The sequence below is a fragment of the Snodgrassella sp. CS2 genome (genome assembly GCF_050310315.1).
Lineage (GTDB): Bacteria > Pseudomonadota > Gammaproteobacteria > Burkholderiales > Neisseriaceae > Snodgrassella > Snodgrassella alvi_E.
On sequence record NZ_JBNPBA010000001.1, the window covers coordinates 254,373 to 270,517 of the forward strand.

The 16,145-nt window shown below is 42.3% G+C and carries 16 protein-coding genes; 9 read left to right on the forward strand and 7 right to left on the reverse strand.

Features of this window, described 5'->3' with window-relative positions; all coding sequences use genetic code 11:
• Nucleotides 1-66: 66 nt before the first annotated feature.
• From ACQP6D_RS01275 to ACQP6D_RS01285, 3 genes are all read right to left on the reverse strand, one after another.
• Nucleotides 67-1,071, reverse strand: a complete 1,005-nt coding sequence (locus tag ACQP6D_RS01275) for an ABC transporter substrate-binding protein (RefSeq protein WP_370389012.1) — start codon at nucleotides 1,069-1,071, stop codon at nucleotides 67-69.
• 287 nt (nucleotides 1,072-1,358) lie between these two features.
• Nucleotides 1,359-2,165 carry a squalene/phytoene synthase family protein gene (locus ACQP6D_RS01280; RefSeq protein WP_427857253.1) on the reverse strand — a complete coding sequence of 269 codons (807 nt, stop codon included), beginning with the start codon at nucleotides 2,163-2,165 and terminating at the stop codon, nucleotides 1,359-1,361.
• A 126-nt stretch (nucleotides 2,166-2,291) separates the two neighbouring features.
• Nucleotides 2,292-2,957 (reverse strand): DUF421 domain-containing protein, encoded by a 666-nt coding sequence (locus ACQP6D_RS01285; protein WP_267408005.1) that lies wholly within the window; start codon nucleotides 2,955-2,957, stop codon nucleotides 2,292-2,294.
• A 368-nt stretch (nucleotides 2,958-3,325) separates the two neighbouring features.
• On the opposite strand from ACQP6D_RS01285, the gene rlmB reads away from it, so the two are divergent.
• The 3 genes from rlmB to ACQP6D_RS01300 are packed head-to-tail and all read left to right on the forward strand — an operon-like array spanning nucleotide 3,326 to nucleotide 5,508.
• A complete protein-coding gene (gene rlmB, locus ACQP6D_RS01290) occupies nucleotides 3,326-4,075 on the forward strand; it encodes a 23S rRNA (guanosine(2251)-2'-O)-methyltransferase RlmB (protein ID WP_100152508.1) in 750 nt (249 codons plus the stop codon).
• Nucleotides 4,076-4,117: 42 nt separating this feature from the next.
• The gene (locus tag ACQP6D_RS01295) at nucleotides 4,118-4,552 is read left to right on the forward strand and encodes an NfeD family protein (protein WP_427857254.1); all 435 of its coding nucleotides are present in this window, start codon (nucleotides 4,118-4,120) and stop codon (nucleotides 4,550-4,552) included.
• A gap of 2 nt (nucleotides 4,553-4,554) precedes the next feature.
• Nucleotides 4,555-5,508 (forward strand): SPFH domain-containing protein, encoded by a 954-nt coding sequence (locus tag ACQP6D_RS01300; RefSeq protein WP_371688281.1) that lies wholly within the window; start codon nucleotides 4,555-4,557, stop codon nucleotides 5,506-5,508.
• 178 nt (nucleotides 5,509-5,686) lie between these two features.
• Here ACQP6D_RS01300 and ACQP6D_RS01305 read toward each other — a convergent pair whose 3' ends face one another.
• Nucleotides 5,687-6,064 carry an Mth938-like domain-containing protein gene (locus ACQP6D_RS01305; RefSeq protein ID WP_427857255.1) on the reverse strand — a complete coding sequence of 126 codons (378 nt, stop codon included), beginning with the start codon at nucleotides 6,062-6,064 and terminating at the stop codon, nucleotides 5,687-5,689.
• A gap of 152 nt (nucleotides 6,065-6,216) precedes the next feature.
• Between ACQP6D_RS01305 and ACQP6D_RS01310 the strand changes: the two genes are divergently transcribed.
• From ACQP6D_RS01310 to ACQP6D_RS01320, 3 genes are all read left to right on the forward strand, one after another.
• Nucleotides 6,217-7,530, forward strand: coding sequence for a homoserine dehydrogenase (locus tag ACQP6D_RS01310; RefSeq protein ID WP_267390248.1), 1,314 nt, complete (start codon nucleotides 6,217-6,219; stop codon nucleotides 7,528-7,530).
• 395 nt (nucleotides 7,531-7,925) lie between these two features.
• A complete protein-coding gene (locus ACQP6D_RS01315; protein ID WP_267390247.1) occupies nucleotides 7,926-8,360 on the forward strand; it encodes a type IV pilin protein in 435 nt (144 codons plus the stop codon).
• Nucleotides 8,361-8,451: 91 nt separating this feature from the next.
• A complete protein-coding gene (locus tag ACQP6D_RS01320; RefSeq protein WP_427857256.1) occupies nucleotides 8,452-10,359 on the forward strand; it encodes an ATP-binding cassette domain-containing protein in 1,908 nt (635 codons plus the stop codon).
• 55 nt (nucleotides 10,360-10,414) lie between these two features.
• On the opposite strand, the gene ACQP6D_RS01325 is transcribed toward ACQP6D_RS01320, so the two are convergent.
• The 3 genes from ACQP6D_RS01325 to pmbA form a co-directional block, all read right to left on the reverse strand.
• Nucleotides 10,415-11,656, reverse strand: coding sequence for a DUF1615 domain-containing protein (locus ACQP6D_RS01325; protein WP_427857257.1), 1,242 nt, complete (start codon nucleotides 11,654-11,656; stop codon nucleotides 10,415-10,417).
• A 50-nt stretch (nucleotides 11,657-11,706) separates the two neighbouring features.
• Nucleotides 11,707-12,204, reverse strand: coding sequence for a disulfide bond formation protein B (locus tag ACQP6D_RS01330; RefSeq protein ID WP_267408009.1), 498 nt, complete (start codon nucleotides 12,202-12,204; stop codon nucleotides 11,707-11,709).
• 62 nt (nucleotides 12,205-12,266) lie between these two features.
• A complete protein-coding gene (gene pmbA / locus ACQP6D_RS01335; RefSeq protein WP_267408362.1) occupies nucleotides 12,267-13,598 on the reverse strand; it encodes a metalloprotease PmbA in 1,332 nt (443 codons plus the stop codon).
• A gap of 163 nt (nucleotides 13,599-13,761) precedes the next feature.
• Between pmbA and yjgA the strand changes: the two genes are divergently transcribed.
• The 3 genes from yjgA to map all read left to right on the forward strand — a co-directional run bounded on the left by yjgA (nucleotide 13,762) and on the right by map (nucleotide 15,964).
• Nucleotides 13,762-14,265, forward strand: a complete 504-nt coding sequence (yjgA, locus tag ACQP6D_RS01340) for a ribosome biogenesis factor YjgA (protein ID WP_100152732.1) — start codon at nucleotides 13,762-13,764, stop codon at nucleotides 14,263-14,265.
• A gap of 85 nt (nucleotides 14,266-14,350) precedes the next feature.
• Nucleotides 14,351-15,139, forward strand: coding sequence for an indole-3-glycerol phosphate synthase TrpC (gene trpC, locus ACQP6D_RS01345; protein ID WP_267408010.1), 789 nt, complete (start codon nucleotides 14,351-14,353; stop codon nucleotides 15,137-15,139).
• 45 nt (nucleotides 15,140-15,184) lie between these two features.
• Nucleotides 15,185-15,964, forward strand: a complete 780-nt coding sequence (map, locus tag ACQP6D_RS01350; protein ID WP_100140122.1) for a type I methionyl aminopeptidase — start codon at nucleotides 15,185-15,187, stop codon at nucleotides 15,962-15,964.
• Nucleotides 15,965-16,145 lie beyond the last annotated feature (181 nt).

A 16,145-nucleotide genomic window follows, 5' to 3' on the forward strand; every position in this document is an offset into this window, starting at 1 on the left:
AACAACATCGGCAAAGCTTATGGCAGCCTGCCGATGTCACGGTTTTCAGCCCTCAGACTGGTAATTCTAATCAATTATTTTAGCATCTTTAAGCAACTGCGGCGGTAAAGTAATTCCCTGTTCAACAGCATGGGATTTACTTACCATCAAATCCAGCTGTTCCGCCGACATACGCTGTGGAGCAATATTGCCCGCTTTTTCGCCTTTCAGAATTCGACCGACAATTTTACCTGTAGCCATACCCAGCTCATGGTAATTCACACCTAATGCTACTGCTGCACCTCGTTTAACCGAACCAGTATCCGAAGCCACCAGCGGCATTTTCATATCTTTTGCAACTTTATACATGGATTCATAAGCCGAAACCACATTATTGTCCAGCGAAGTGTAAATCAGATTGGCCTTGCCTTGCAGGCTTTTAGTCGCCATAGGTACATCAGTGGTGCGCTGTGCTGGTGCAGCAGCTACATTAATACCATCTTTAGCCAATAAAGATTGCAGCTGGCCCAGTACCACAGTGGAATTCACCTCTCCCGGACTGTATACATATCCTACCGTTTTCAGATTTGGCACAACCTGCTTCATTAAAGCAATCTGTGGCTGCAAAGGCAGCTCATCAGATACGCCGGTAACATTTGTCTTGCTTGGCTCCCAGCTAGGTACCAGCTTAGCAGCCACAGGGTCGGTTACGGCAGCAAATACCACCGGTATATTACGTGTTGCGGCCACCATGGACTGCGCACTAGGCGTTCCGATCGCCACTATCGCATCAGGATTACTGCCAGCAAATTTTTTCGCAATCTGGCCAGCAGTAGCTGTATTACCCTGCGCACTCTGGAAATCAAGCTTTAAATTCTTACCCTGCTCATAACCTTCAGCACGCAATTCATCTATTACCCCCTGACGCACCGCATCCAGCGCCGGATGTTCAACAATTGCCGTAATAGCTACCTTTTTCATACCATGATTATCGGTACCGGCTTTTTCACTCTGACCAGAAGGCGAACAGGCTGTTAGCAGACAGGCAGCAGTTAAGCCCAGAATCATTAAGGTTTGTTTTGCTCTGAGCATAGTAATTTCCTCAGCACAGGGTTATTCAAAAACTTTTCGCAAAAAAATTGCCATCACCCACTTAATGAAGCAGATGATGGCATAAATTATACAAAAATCCAGTCTGATTGCGTATCTAAATTACCAAAGCAAACTATTTTATACTGAAATAAAAAATCATAATTTAATTTATTTAAGCAATAAAATATCAACAATTAGATTAAATAAAATAAAATATGCTTAAAGATAGCAATTTATGCCATTTCTCACTTTTCTAATCCTGCAGCCATGATAACTATTCAGGCAACTTAGCCTACAGGATTGAAGCCAAACAACCACGTTTTCCATGCCAGCCGCTGCTGACGTGCACGCGGAACAATTAATTGATAATTCATTATATTTTCCACTCCATCCAGCCTAATCTCTTCCAGCAAAGCTGCTATCGTTGCCAGAACAGCCAGACTGGCGCGCTGACGGCGCCGATCTGCCGATGGCAGCATGGCTACAACCGATTTTATCTGCTGTTGCAGCTCAGCCATCGACATATTCAGTAAAGTTTTGAATTCTTCCCCACCTTGTCTGTTTATCACCAGATGAGCCGGAACATTAAAAGCCTGTAATGTTTCTACCGGAATATATAATTTTCCTTGTCGTGCATCCGCTCCAATTCTGGAAAATAACCTCACTAATATAACTGTTTCACCTACCTTGCCGGCAAAATCCAATGTTTGGGGAACAGAAAATCCTAATACCCTGCTACTTAAACGCCCTTGTACCATCCCAGCTGCCGCTGCATATCTGCGCAACTGAGCCATATCATGGAATCTCGCCTGAGTTAACTCAGTACGATAAGCATCTATCAGTGCCTGTAATTCCGACTGTGGCAGACAATATAATCCAACCAGAGGTAGCAGTGCCTGCATCAGTGGATGTTCGGGTTTATCTGTTGCTGCAAACAAACCGCTTATCTGATTCTCCCACCAGCTGAGTGTAGTCAGAGCCAGATCAGCTTGCGAACAATCCTGTACCACATCCTGCAATTCCTGCTGCAAAGCATAAAGTACGATCAGTGCCTGACGCTGGCTACGAGAAATAAAAGGAAAACGAAAAGCCATGACATTTCTGCCATGGCTTATCTTCTGATAACAATATTCTAATGGCTGCACAGCAATAAAAAACTTTAATCAAAATGCTATTGTAACCTCTTCTGTGCATTTCTCCAGCATTACCATGTAATTCAACTATCTCTCCTGTTTTTCCTTTTTCACTTCACCAGTCTTTAAAATATAATTCAACTGTCCATTCCAAAACTCAACCATAAAGATATCGTCTTCTGCCAGATGCTCCTGCTGAATTTTTTGTTTCAGCCATTCCTCTTCCTCATGAATTCTCTTTAGTTCGGATTTGCGAAACTCTCCGTCCTTAAATAAAATCAATGAAGGGTATTTTCCTTTATCGGTCAAAACAGTCAGATCACCTCTAGGTTCAATCTGGGCATAATTCACTTCCTGAAAAGAAGTCACACCCTGTGCATGCAATATAGAAGCAATATTCAGAATATCAACTTTATTTCTTTTATCTAAAATATTATCCATCAGAAAGCGTCCATCTTTCATAATCGGAATCGGCTCACCAATAGCAAACATTCTTAAAAATGAAATATGCTTACACGACCAATTTAAAATTGAAATCAGTACCACACCCATCAACAACACAATAATATATTGATAAAATGGAATATCCTGATTATAAATTACCCCGCCGATAATACCGCCGAGGACGAAGTTCCCAATAAAATCCACCGGAGTCATCTGATTTAATTGAGTTTTACCAGTAAAATTCAGATGAAGAATAACAATCAGAAAGCCAGAAACAAACTTTGCCAACACCCACAAATAGTATTCCATAGATACTCCTTACGGTGATTAAGGTTATTCATCAAACAAAAATTGGCTATGCCATTTTGTTTTGATTATCTAGATGCCACAACAGACAGTTTAATGCTTCATTATTGCAAACAGAACGACACACTTTAACGCCATTACAACCCATTGAATCACAATAATAATTTGTAATTACAATTTTTACAAAATCATATAATTTATTGCATCTTTTATACATACCAAAACTAGCACACTTTTATCAAAGCAAACCAAACATAGCCAGATAAAATCGAATTACATTAACATATTAAATATTATATTTATCAGGTACAATCAGATTGATACTACGTTTTCCGCTATAATTGTCCACTTTACATATTGAAGTAATATCTATGTCTAATCAGCGTCTCATCATCGGGTTTCACGCAGTTAATGCACGTCTATGGCAGAACCCTAGTAGCATTATCGAACTTTATGTACTCGAAGGAAAACATGATGCCCGTATGCGTGACGTCATAAATAAAGCTGAAGCAGAAAATGTACGCATTATCAGCGTTGATCAGGCTCGCCTTGATACCTTAAGCAAACACGCGCGCCATCAAGGTGTAGTTGGCTTTATCGATGCCTCCAAACAACATATAGACATAGAAGACGTACTAGATAATCTGAATGAACCACCTTTATTGCTGATTCTGGATGGCATTACCGATCCGCATAATCTAGGTGCCTGCTTGCGCGTAGCCGATGTAATGGGCGTGCACGCTGTCATCGCTCCCAAAGACAAAAGTGCCGGCCTCAATGCCACCGTTAGCAAAGTAGCTTGCGGAGCAGCAGAAACAGTACCTTACATTACCGTAACCAACTTAGCGCGTACCATCCGTGACTTGAAACAGCGCGGCATCTGGATTGTTGGAACAGCCATGGATGGCAGTGATGATTTATATCATTTTAATGCACCACAAGCAGTAGCCTGGGTAATGGGTGCAGAAGGCAGCGGCATGCGCCGCTTAACACGTGACTTGTGTGATACACTCGTTTCTATCCCCATGTTTGGTACGGTTGAAAGCCTCAATGTCTCTGTCAGTACCGGAATCGTTTTAAGTGAAACGCGCCGGCAACGGGTATATGCAGCTCATGAATAATTAATAATTCCCTAAAAAACCAATACAAAAAAGGAGATTTTAATGATATGGTGCATTCTTGCCCTCGTACTGTTTGTACTTGAAATGTTTAGCGGCACATTTTATTTACTTGTCATAAGCGCTTCATTCTTAAGCGCTGGTTTAGCTGAATGGCTGCTAAACACCAGCAACAATACCAACGCAATTTTAGCCACGTTTTTTTCACTTATCGGTATCATTATTGTACGTGTATGGCAAAAGAAGCATCCGCGTGAAAACAAAGCCAAAGCAAGTGACAGTCCTGACTATGGCCAGATTGTAATCCTGTCCAAACCACTTACCGATGGCTTGTGGCAAGTACAATACCGCGGCACCATTTGGCAGGCACGTTTTACTCAGCCTACCCATGCCAAAGCCGGTGACACTGCTCATATCATCAGTCATAACGGAAATATTTTAAATCTCACTCTATCTGCATCTATCAACCATCAGGAATAATCATGATTCTGACCTTCATCTTCCTTGCTGCCATAGTCTTTTTTATTTGCATGGCATTTAAAGTTGTGCCACAACAAGAGGTTTACATTGTCGAACGTCTGGGACGCTATCATGCCACGCTTGAAGCCGGTCTGAATTTTATTATTCCGATAATTGACCGAGTAGCTTATAAACATACACTGAAAGAAATCCCGCTGGACGTACCCAGCCAAGTATGTATCACTCGGGATAATACCCAGCTTACAGTAGACGGCATCATCTATTTTCAGGTAACAGACCCTAAACTTGCCTCCTATGGTTCCAGCAACTTTGTTGTAGCCATTACCCAGCTGGCACAAACCACATTGCGCTCAGTTATCGGCCGCATGGAGCTGGACAAAACATTTGAAGAACGTGACGACATCAATCGTACAGTGGTAGCCTCTCTGGATGAAGCAGCCGTATCATGGGGCGTAAAAGTATTACGATATGAAATCAAAGATTTAGTACCACCACAGGAAATTTTACGTTCAATGCAGGCACAAATTACCGCTGAACGAGAAAAGCGTGCCCGTATTGCCCAATCTGAAGGTATCAAGCAAGAGCAGATTAATCTGGCAGCCGGTCAGCGTGAAGCCGAAATTCAGAAATCTCAAGGTGAAGCACAAGCTTCAATCAATGAATCTCAGGGCGCCAAAGTCGCTCAAATCAATCGTGCAGAAGGTGAAGCTGAAGCCCTGCGTTTGGTGGCTCAGGCTACCGCTGAGGCCATTCGTCAGGTTGCTGCCGCAGTAAAAGAACCTGGCGGTACCGAAGCTGTCAATCTTAAAGTTGCGGAACAATATGTAGATGCCTTTGCCAAACTGGCGAAAACCAACAATACACTGATTATGCCGGCCAATGTAGCCGATATTGGCAGCCTCGTTAGTGCCGGTATGAGCATAATCAAAGGCCAGAATACAACAATCGTAAAATAAATAGCTGATATAAATAAGATACAGGCTGCCATTCATTTTTGCTGGCAGCCTGATTTTTATATTCAAAAGATAATGCCAAGCATTCAATTAAACAAACACTATCAAGCCAATATAATAAACGTATCTACACACTTGGCGACTAATCCATCCATACAAAACTCTGATTTCCAGAAAAACTCTAATTTTCCATTAACGGCCACAACCAAGCCCAAACACTACGGCCTTCACTGCGCAATACCATATATGTGCGACAGGCAGCCGCAGTAGTCATGCTTTCTACACCAATTCCTTTGGCTGCCAGCTGAGCGGTCAGCCGCGGATGGATAAATACATGCTGACTACCCGTACCAATCAGAATAACTTCTGGATGTTTCTGCAAGGCAAGAGCAAAATCTTCAATACTTAATTCTGCCGCATTATTTTTAGCTAATGGCAATACTTCAATATCTGTAATACAAACAGGCTTTGAATATTGCTTTCCATTAATAGTAATTAGTCCCGTATCAATTTCTTCAATCCACAAACCCTGTTTGTCACGGATTTCATCAATCTGCATTAAATATTCCTTACGCCTAAGACACATCTTCAGATAGTGCAGTACAGTAGTAGTCAAAAAAGCGGTTTTCCGCTAGCATAGTAGATTATTTACGTAAAATTGCAAGTATCAGTCAATCATACAATCATATTCGTCTAATTTAAGGAGTAAAAATGCAGCCACTTCGCATTGGTTTGCTGGGCGTAGGTACAGTTGGTGGTGGTACCGTCAAACTATTACAGAATAATGCACATGAAATCACCCGCAGACTGGGGCGGGAGCTGATTATTACACATGCAGCCAGCCGAAATCTTGAGCGAACGCGAACAATATGCGGCCCCGATACCAACATTACAGACAATGTATTTGATGTAGTTACAGCTCCTGATGTAGATGTGGTAGTAGAGCTGATTGGAGGTTCAACCATTGCCAAAGATGCAGTGATTCAGGCGATCAAAAATGGCAAACATATAGTTACAGCAAATAAAAAGCTTCTGGCTGAATACGGCAACGAAATTTTCCGGTTGGCTTCTGAGCACAACGTAATGGTGATGTATGAAGCAGCAGTGGCTGGTGGTATCCCGATTATCAAAGCATTGCGTGAAGGGCTAGCAGCCAACCATATCGAATCCATTGCCGGCATCATCAATGGCACCAGCAATTTTATTCTCAGCGAAATGCGTGCTAACGGGAGCACTTTCCCTGAAGCACTGACACAGGCTCAAGCTTTAGGCTATGCCGAGGCCGACCCGACTTTCGATATCGAAGGACACGATGCAGGCCATAAACTTAGCATCATCTCAGCATTGGCCTTTGGTACTCCGATTAATTTCAGTCAGTGTTATCTGGAGGGCATCAGCCAGCTGCAAAGTCTGGATATTTGCTATGCTGAAGAACTAGGCTATCGCATAAAACTCCTTGGTATTACACGCAAAACTCCAGAAGGTATTGAGCTTAGGGTACACCCTACTTTGATACCTGAAAGCCGCCTACTAGCAAAAGTGGAAGGCGTAATGAATGCCGTATCAGTTCAGGCTGATATGATCGGGCAGACATTGTATTATGGTGCCGGTGCCGGTGCCGGTCCTACAGCTAGCGCCGTCATGGCAGATATCATGGATGTCACCCGATTACAGAATGCTGAAGCCAGCTATCGTGTACCTTATCTGGCATTTCAGTCTAGTTCACTACAAAATATTTCCATTCTGCCCATGGATGAAATCACCAGTAGTTATTATTTACGCGTATCTGCCTGCGATGAACCAGGTGTTCTGGGTGAAATAGCCAATATTCTGGCAGCAGAAAATATATCTATCGAAGCACTCATTCAAAAAGGCATTATCAATAAAGAGACTGCGGAAATTGTGATCCTGACCCATTCAACTAAAGAACGCTTTATCAAACAAGCGATGTCACAGATTCAAGCCTTACCACGCGTATTGTCGCCTGTAACGATGATTCGCATGGAAAGTTTACATCCTCGCTGATAATGCGAAAAAGTATTTAACATATTACAAAACGGGCAATATAGCCCGTTTCATTTTTTTAGTACAAAACAAAAAAGCAACTAAAAATATTTAATTCTATTAATCCACTATTTAAGTAAGTAGATTCATTTCTGTGAAATCAGCCAAATATTAAACAAAAATTCAAACAAATAAAATAAAAATAACTTTTTGTTTATATTTTGATTATTATTTTATTAACCACATTCAATCCCAAAGCAGAATGATTTATTCGAATAAAATATATTCCGTATATATATGTTGTTATAATATAATGCCGATAGTATATAATTATTTATTAAATCATGGTACCTCGTCGATTCCCATTCAGACATCAACTATATTCAGCCACACGATACTCATCGGGATTTAGTTTATTGAATTTATTAATCACGCTTTCCATTATTATAATATTAGCCGCCATAGCCTATCCTTCCTACCGTAAACACATTCTACAAGCCCGACTTCATCAGGCTCAGGCAGATTTACTTATCAACGGACAGTATCTAGCTAAACACTATCTGCATCATATCAGCTACCGAAAAAATGGAAACAGCTGGCCAACCCTACCTATTACACAAAATCAATATTTTTGCTTCCGCTTTCAAGGCAATCCTCGCTTTACCCGAGAAGAGCACTTCACCCTTAAAGCCGTTGCTCTGGATACTAATGAAGAACCACGTATACTTAAACTTAATCAGGATGGCCGAATTATTATGTGTCAAACCAGCAGCAGCCGTTGCGATGAAGAAGAGGACTTTTTTCACGCTAGCCGCCAGCCCGACCAAAGTTGCCAGATTTTTAACCAGTAGCCATACAGGACAACAGCAACAATTCAATGATGAAACTGTTACAATACCCAGTCTTTCTATCACAAATATCCTAACGTAGTCTGGTTGAAATATGAGTATTTTGTCTCTGGATAATGCCTGCTTTGCAGTTGGCCATCACCCGTTATTAGATCATGCTTCTCTGCAAATGGATGCGGGAGAAAAAATCGGTTTCATCGGCCGCAATGGTGCCGGTAAATCAACATTATTAAAAATTCTCGCCGGCGTACAAAAACTGGATGATGGAATACTTACCATTCAAAACGACCAGAAAATCGTTTATGTACCGCAGGAATCGTTTTTCGATCCACAGGCGACTATTTTCGATACCATTGCTCAAGGATTAGGCGAATTACAAAACCTACTGCATGAATATCACGAACTTAGCCAGAATATTAGCGATGAAAAAAGCTTAAACCGTTTAACGGAATTACAAAACGAACTGGAAAACCGTAATGGCTGGCAATTTGATGCGTTGATTGCCCAAACTTTGAGCGAACTTAACCTACCTGAAAATGAAATTATCGCTAATCTCAGTGGCGGTCAGAAAAAAAGAGTCGCACTCGCACAAGCATGGGTGCAAAAACCGGATATTCTCTTACTAGATGAACCCACCAACCATCTAGACATTGAGGCAATTGAATGGATGGAAAATCTGCTGAGTAATTTTGCCGGCAGTCTGATTGTCGTCACTCACGACAGACGGTTTCTAGATAAAGTGGCTACTCGTATAGTAGAGCTTGACCGTGGACATCTGCGCAGCTATCCGGGCAGCTTCAGTGCTTACAATGAAAAAAAAGCACAAGAGCTGGCTGTTGAGGCCGAACACAATCGTCTATTCGATAAATTCCATGCACAGGAAGAAGCGTGGATACGAAAAGGGATAGAAGCTCGTCGCACTCGCAACCAAGGGCGGGTAAAACGACTGGAACAACTACGGCGAGAACGTGCCGCACGGCGCGAAGTTCAGGGGCAAGTCAGTTTCAACCTTAACCGAGGCGAAGCCAGCGGCAAAATCATCGCCGAACTTGAGCATGCAGGATTTTCTTATGGTAATCACATCATCATGCGCGACTTCTCCGCTGTTATTCAGCGTGGCGATAAAATTGGCCTTATCGGGCCAAATGGGGTGGGTAAAACCACTTTTCTGAAGCTGATTTTAGGAGAGCTACAACCCACATCCGGTAAAATCCGTTTGGGTTCACGTCAGGAAGTAGCCTATTTTGACCAATTCCGCAGCGCATTGAATGAAAACGATACCGTTTTCGACACCATCGGCCAAGGTAACGATTACGTAGAAATTGGTGGTCAGCGCAAACATGTTATCGGCTATCTGGAAGAATTTCTGTTCTCACCTGCGCGAGTGCGTAGCGAGGTAAAATCATTGTCTGGCGGAGAACGTAACCGCTTGCTACTGGCTAAGCTGTTTACCCGCGCTGCCAACATTCTAGTACTTGATGAACCTACTAACGATTTGGATATTGATACACAGGAATTGCTGGAAGAATTGTTACGTGATTATACAGGCACAGTGTTTTTGGTCAGTCACGATCGTACTTTTTTGGATAATGTAGTCACTCAATCCATTGTATTTAGCGGAAATGGCCAGCTAAAAGAGTATATTGGCGGCTATCAGGATTATATTAATGCCCAAAAACGTGAGCAAAGCCTGCAAGCACCTTTAAATATTACAAACAAGGCCAATAACAACACCGCTGATAAAACACGCCCTAAAAACCGGCGCAGTGAAAAACTTTCTTTCAATGAACAACGTGAACTGGACAGCTTACCCGATACAATAGCTGCTCTGGAAGAAGAACAAACAGAATTAAATAATAAACTTTCTGATCCTGAAATCTTTAAAAACGATTACAAACAGGCTGCACAATGGCAGGCACGTGTTGCAGAAATTGAAGAATTATTGCTAGAAAACCTTGAACGTTGGGAAACACTGGAAGCAAAACAGAAACCCCAAAATTAAAATATATAAAAAATGGCTAGTGCATAAACACACTAGCCATCAATTTAAGCCTGATTCATTTCTTTGGATGGCGTCCGCCACCGCGCCGCATACATGCCTCATAGCGTCGGTTAACATTATTCGCATACCAGTTAGTATTGTAATCCTTGCTTAATTTAGGCCCGCTAATCACAACTTGCGGCATAATTGCATACGGAGGATTTTTATTAAACTGACGTTTATAGATTGCTATCACATTCTGATACGTGGACGTATTTTCAAACTCAGCCTGTTTTTCATGCAACAAATCCGAACGAATATCTTCCGGTTTCATTGAAATACCATGGTCAGCAAATAACTGATTCAAAGCAGTTTCAGTCTGACTTGGCATAGATTGAGGGTTATCATCCTTATCATAAACCAATAAATCCCCATCCAAAGCCATATCAAGATTCAATAATTTATTAATATCCTGTTGAAAAGCAGCGTTACGGCTCGAATACATACCGGAATTATAATCAGCAAACCGATACTGTGCATTATCATAGGCAGCAGGATATTTCATCAGTCGATGAATACCATAATACAAGCCGCCCTCTCGGGTATACATATAATCCCTCAACTCATTAACAGAAGCATGGTCACGCTGATGTTCACGCGCATATTTTACAGATACCTGCATTGAGCCAATGGTCGTAATGGGATTATTTTCCTCCCCCAAATCCTTGCCCATGAATTTAGCTGCTGCATTAGCTATCGAATCAGCATAAAATTGTTTGGAAACATAAGCAAAAATCTGCCGGTATATCCAGTCTAGCTGCTGCTCGGTTTTTACCGAACGCATTTGTATTAGAAAACTGTTGTCTTTACTGGGTTCATTAATCAATACATATGTAAAGTAGCGCGAAACAGCCGGGCCAAGAGCCGGACCAAACTGTTTCACAAATTTCTGCGGTACTTCAGTCTGAAAAGCTTTAATCGCCTTATTTCCTAAGTCAGGTACAGTAGGATTAGCAACAAAATTCGACTCTTGGTCTACTACCGCTACCACACTACATACATTTTCCTTGGTTTTACTGATTTTCAGCTCATCCATAATCTGGCTGATATCAGCTGCCCATGCATCCCGCTCAGCAACACGTGCAGGTATCAGCCGACTTATTTGCGCAGGCTGAGTCAATATTCTACCGTTATCATCCGGAGAATCATCATCCGCTCCACTCCAGCTACCATGCTCCTTACACGCAGATAAACCACACAACAATAATCCAGTCAGTATCAACCTAGCTGCCGTTTTTAGTAAAAATCTAGCTTTCATACCATATACATTCATTCAGGCAAATCAATTACAGAATACACAGAGCATTATCATTTTCTGGAGCGAGTACGACACTGCCATAACCATCCCCATACCCACAGCAATACTGCAACAAAAAATAAAACACTCCATACTGGTAACGGTATCCACAATATATGCTGCACCTCACCACAATTACCGGTACCACGGATAATCGGTTCATACCAGTGAAATAGCGGCGCATCACGCAACCGAAATGTCCATGGAGCTCCGCAAGACGGCTGGTCAATTAAAGGTAAGTGCTGAATATAAATCTGGTAAATCGCCACACAGAGACCGCCAATCGGAGCCAAACTAACCACAATTGCATTAATCACTTTTTCAATACAGTTGCGATTAGGGCAACAAGCACATAACAGAGCCAGCAATGCAGTAAGGATCACCGCCACTCGTTGCACAATACACAATACACAAGGATTCATACCCAAAACATATTGGCCGACAAACGAAGCAGCAGCACACAGTACAGCCAGAAAAAACACACACCATAATGCTTTACGGAAGCTCATCTTAAGTCCTTTCAAACTGACCCAAATCCATCATTTCTATCATCTGATACATATATAGATACTTATGAACCAGCAACAGTCATATCCCCAATGAGAATAGAACCCACCTTGTGCGTACTGCGTTTCAATGCATCGTCAGCGGCACCTATCATCGCCATAAACATATCCTGTAAACGTGACGCAATCGTAATACCTTCTACGGGATATGTTATGACTCCATTTTCTACCCAGAAACCAGCCGCGCCACGAGAATAATCACCCGTAATACCATTTACACCCTGACCCATCAACTCAGTAACCAGCAAACCCGTACCCATAGTCTGCAACAGCTCTGCCTGAGACTTATGCGTATGATTTAAATATAAGTTATGTACACCACCGGCATTACCCGTCGTAGTCATGCCTAGCTTACGCGCACTGTAACTACTCAGAAAATAGCCCGACACATATCCATCTGCAATAATAGTGCGATCATGCGTAGCCACACCTTCGGCATCGAAATAAGTACTGGCTAGAGCTTTTTTTACATGCGGTCTTTCATGTAGACACACCCATGGTGCCAAAATCTGTTTACCCAGAGAATCAACCAGAAAACTAGTCTCTCGATATAAAGCGCCACCACTAAGCGCTCCCACTAGATGTCCAATCAGACTTCCTGCCACCGTCGTATCAAATACTACAGGATATTTGCCCGTCGCTACAGAGCGACCATCCAACCGACGCACAGTACGAGAAGCAGCAGTCTTACCGATATTCTCTGCTGTATCTAAATCCTTAGGGTCACGCGCCAAATCATACCAGTAGTCACGCTGCATACCAGACGCATCAGAGGCCACTACACTGCAGGATATGCTATGCCGGCTGCCACGCTGATAAGCACAGAAATCATTACTATTGGCATAGACATACTGATAATGGTCTGTCTGAACCTCAGCACCCTCAGAATTGCTGATGCGTGCATCTGTATCCAGTGCAGCCCGTTCTGTTCGTTTACCAATAGCGATAGCTTCATCAGCAGACAACGGCCATGGGAAATAACTATCCGTATCACCCACATCAGTAGCCAATAAGTCAGCATCAGCCAGTCCTGCACATTCGTCCTGTGCCGTATAGCGAGCTATATTCAATGCTGCTGTAACCACCTCATCAATGGCGCTATTATTAAAATCAGCACTACTAGCCCGGCCTTTGGCATGACCCAAATAAACCGTCACATCTAAAGATTTATCCTGTTGATATTCAATATGTTCAACATCCTGCTGGCGTACTTGCACATTCTGTCCAACTGATTCACTGATATCAATTTCAGCCGCGCTCGCACCTTGCACCCTAGCTTTATACAATGCCTGCCGGCACAACTCTTGTAACTGTTCAGCACCGTGATGAAACATAATTTACCTTCTTGCCAAGAAGCATGCATTCTAGCATGCTGAATTCAGCACTGGCAGCCGCAAAACAGCCATGCCAACTGAAATAATACGGATTTTTTGCTAAAATACACAAATAAAATTCAGATACACTAGTGATACGTAACATATGAACAGCCATACTGAAAACATACTTCAGACAGAAGAAGAATGGGTCAGCAAAACCCGTATGAAAAAGCAAATGAATGATTTGCAGCAACTGGGTATGCAACTAACCAAACTATCCGCAGATACTCTTAAAAAAATCAATCTGCCCGAAGACTTATTACAGGCTGTATTAAGCTATCAAAAAATCAGCTCTAACAGCGCCCTCAAACGTCAGGCACAATATATTGGCCGCCTGATGCGGGAAATTGATACCGCACCGATCAGCGATTTTCTATCACGCCTCAAAGGCGAAAACAGTGCGCATAATGCCTATTTACAGAGACTCGAATACCTGCGAGAGCGTCTGATTGCAGACGACAATAGTCTCACAGAAGTTATCAGCCAGTACCCACATATTGACATCAATAACCTGCGCACACTGATACGCAATGCGCGTAAAGAACAGGCCGCTGGTAAAGCGCCTAAGGCATTCAGATCTATTTTTCAGTTATTAAAAAACGAAATTACCGAAGACACACAATCCTAAAATTCATAAGTCAGACTTAAATTAGATTTATGAATATAGCGGTCATATCTTGTGAACAATCAGCATCCTAGTCCGGACCAAAACCATGAGCGATATCCTAAATAAAATCATTGCTACCAAAAAAACCGAAATGGTTGCAGCCAAGTCCGCTGAAACACTGGCTGAAGTACGTGCCAAAGCTTATGATCAGGCACCGGCAAGACCATTTTTGGAAGCCATACATCATAAACATCAGCAAGGCAAAGCAGCCATCATTGCCGAAGTAAAAAAAGCCAGCCCTTCCAAAGGACTGATTCGTCCTGATTTTTCACCCGCCGATATTGCTCATGCTTATCAGCAAGGTGGCGCCGCATGCATGTCCGTCCTGACCGACGTAAGCTACTTTAAAGGAAGTCTGGAATACCTGAATATTGCCCGTAATGCCTGCAGCCTGCCGGTATTACGAAAAGATTTCATCATCGACATCTATCAGGTGTATCAATCACGAGCACATAATGCCGATGCTATACTCCTGATAGCAGCAGCACTCAGCCGTACCCAGTTAAATGAATATGAAGCCATAGCCCACGAGCTAGGTATGACCGTATTGCTTGAAATCCATCATGAAGAAGAATTAGAGAAATGCATCTCTATGTCTACCCCACTCTGGGGCGTAAATAACCGTAACTTGCGCACTTTTGAAGTAGACCTACAGCAAACAATCAAACTTCTGCCTGCACTAAATGGCAAAACAGTCGTTACCGAAAGCGGCATTTTTACCACAGATGATATACACATGATGCAGCAGCATCAGGTAAATACATTTCTCATTGGAGAAAGCTTGATGCGCAAACAAAACATAGCAGAAGAACTAAGCCTTCTAGTAAATGCTTGAAGCATAACTATCATTTAAACAGTTTTAATTAGCCTAAAAGGAAAAATCATGGGCGTGATTATTAAAAATGCAGAAGAAATTGCCGCAATGCGCGTAGCCGGCCGGCTGGCAGCTGAAGCACTGGACTATATTGGCCAATTTATCAAACCAGGTGTCACCACCAACGAAATCGACAAACTGATACATGATTACCACATTAACGTACAGGGTGGTTATCCCGCTCCACTGGGATATGGCAATCCACCCTTTCCCAAATCTTGCTGCACATCCGTCAATCATGTTATCTGCCATGGTATCCCCGATGACAAACCTTTAAAAAACGGCGACATCATCAACATCGATGTCACCATCATTAAAGATGGTTTCCACGGAGATTCCAGTCGCATGTATGCTGTAGGCGAAATCAGTCCACAGGCACGCCGCCTAATTAATGTCACCCATGAAAGCATGATGGCCGGTATATCCGTTGTTAAACCAGGAGCAACACTGGGAGACATTGGCTATGCCTGTCAGCAGGTAGCAGAAAATGCCGGTTATTCCATGGTTCAAGAATTCTGCGGCCACGGAGTGGGAAAAGGTTTTCACGAAGAACCACAAGTGTTGCATTATGGTCGCCGCCATACCGGCTTAAAACTACAGCCGGGAATGATATTTACAGTAGAACCAATGGTTAACCAAGGAAAACGCCATTTGCGTATTCTCGGTGACGGCTGGACAGTAGTTACTAAGGACCACAAACTCTCCGCCCAGTGGGAACATGAAGTACTAGTAACAGATAATGGCTACGAGATACTCACAATCAGCCCATTGACAGGAAAACCTTAAAATACCAAAAAAAACGTAAAACTTTACATTAATACAACATCTATATCTGATTTAAGGCAATAAATTTTAAAATAGTTTAATTAAAATAAAAATACACCATTCAAAATCACCTTAAACAGGTAAACCATTAGCAATATTGTATTGAATGTAAAAAATATTGTGATAATATTGAAGTCCATAG

What these genes read in the sequence shown, in the direction of transcription:
- rlmB (WP_100152508.1), top strand. Translation starts at nt 3,326, where the DNA reads ATGTCTAATCAGCGTCTCATCATCGGGTTTCACGCAGTTAATGCACGT.
- ACQP6D_RS01330 (WP_267408009.1), bottom strand. Translation starts at nt 12,204, where the DNA reads ATGAGCTTCCGTAAAGCATTATGGTGTGTGTTTTTTCTGGCTGTACTG.
- ACQP6D_RS01310 (WP_267390248.1), top strand. Translation starts at nt 6,217, where the DNA reads ATGCAGCCACTTCGCATTGGTTTGCTGGGCGTAGGTACAGTTGGTGGT.
- ACQP6D_RS01300 (WP_371688281.1), top strand. Translation starts at nt 4,555, where the DNA reads ATGATTCTGACCTTCATCTTCCTTGCTGCCATAGTCTTTTTTATTTGC.
- trpC (WP_267408010.1), top strand. Translation starts at nt 14,351, where the DNA reads ATGAGCGATATCCTAAATAAAATCATTGCTACCAAAAAAACCGAAATG.
- ACQP6D_RS01305 (WP_427857255.1), bottom strand. Translation starts at nt 6,064, where the DNA reads ATGCAGATTGATGAAATCCGTGACAAACAGGGTTTGTGGATTGAAGAA.
- ACQP6D_RS01280 (WP_427857253.1), bottom strand. Translation starts at nt 2,165, where the DNA reads ATGGCTTTTCGTTTTCCTTTTATTTCTCGTAGCCAGCGTCAGGCACTG.
- ACQP6D_RS01325 (WP_427857257.1), bottom strand. Translation starts at nt 11,656, where the DNA reads ATGAAAGCTAGATTTTTACTAAAAACGGCAGCTAGGTTGATACTGACT.
- ACQP6D_RS01275 (WP_370389012.1), bottom strand. Translation starts at nt 1,071, where the DNA reads ATGCTCAGAGCAAAACAAACCTTAATGATTCTGGGCTTAACTGCTGCC.
- ACQP6D_RS01320 (WP_427857256.1), top strand. Translation starts at nt 8,452, where the DNA reads ATGAGTATTTTGTCTCTGGATAATGCCTGCTTTGCAGTTGGCCATCAC.
- ACQP6D_RS01295 (WP_427857254.1), top strand. Translation starts at nt 4,118, where the DNA reads ATGATATGGTGCATTCTTGCCCTCGTACTGTTTGTACTTGAAATGTTT.
- ACQP6D_RS01285 (WP_267408005.1), bottom strand. Translation starts at nt 2,957, where the DNA reads ATGGAATACTATTTGTGGGTGTTGGCAAAGTTTGTTTCTGGCTTTCTG.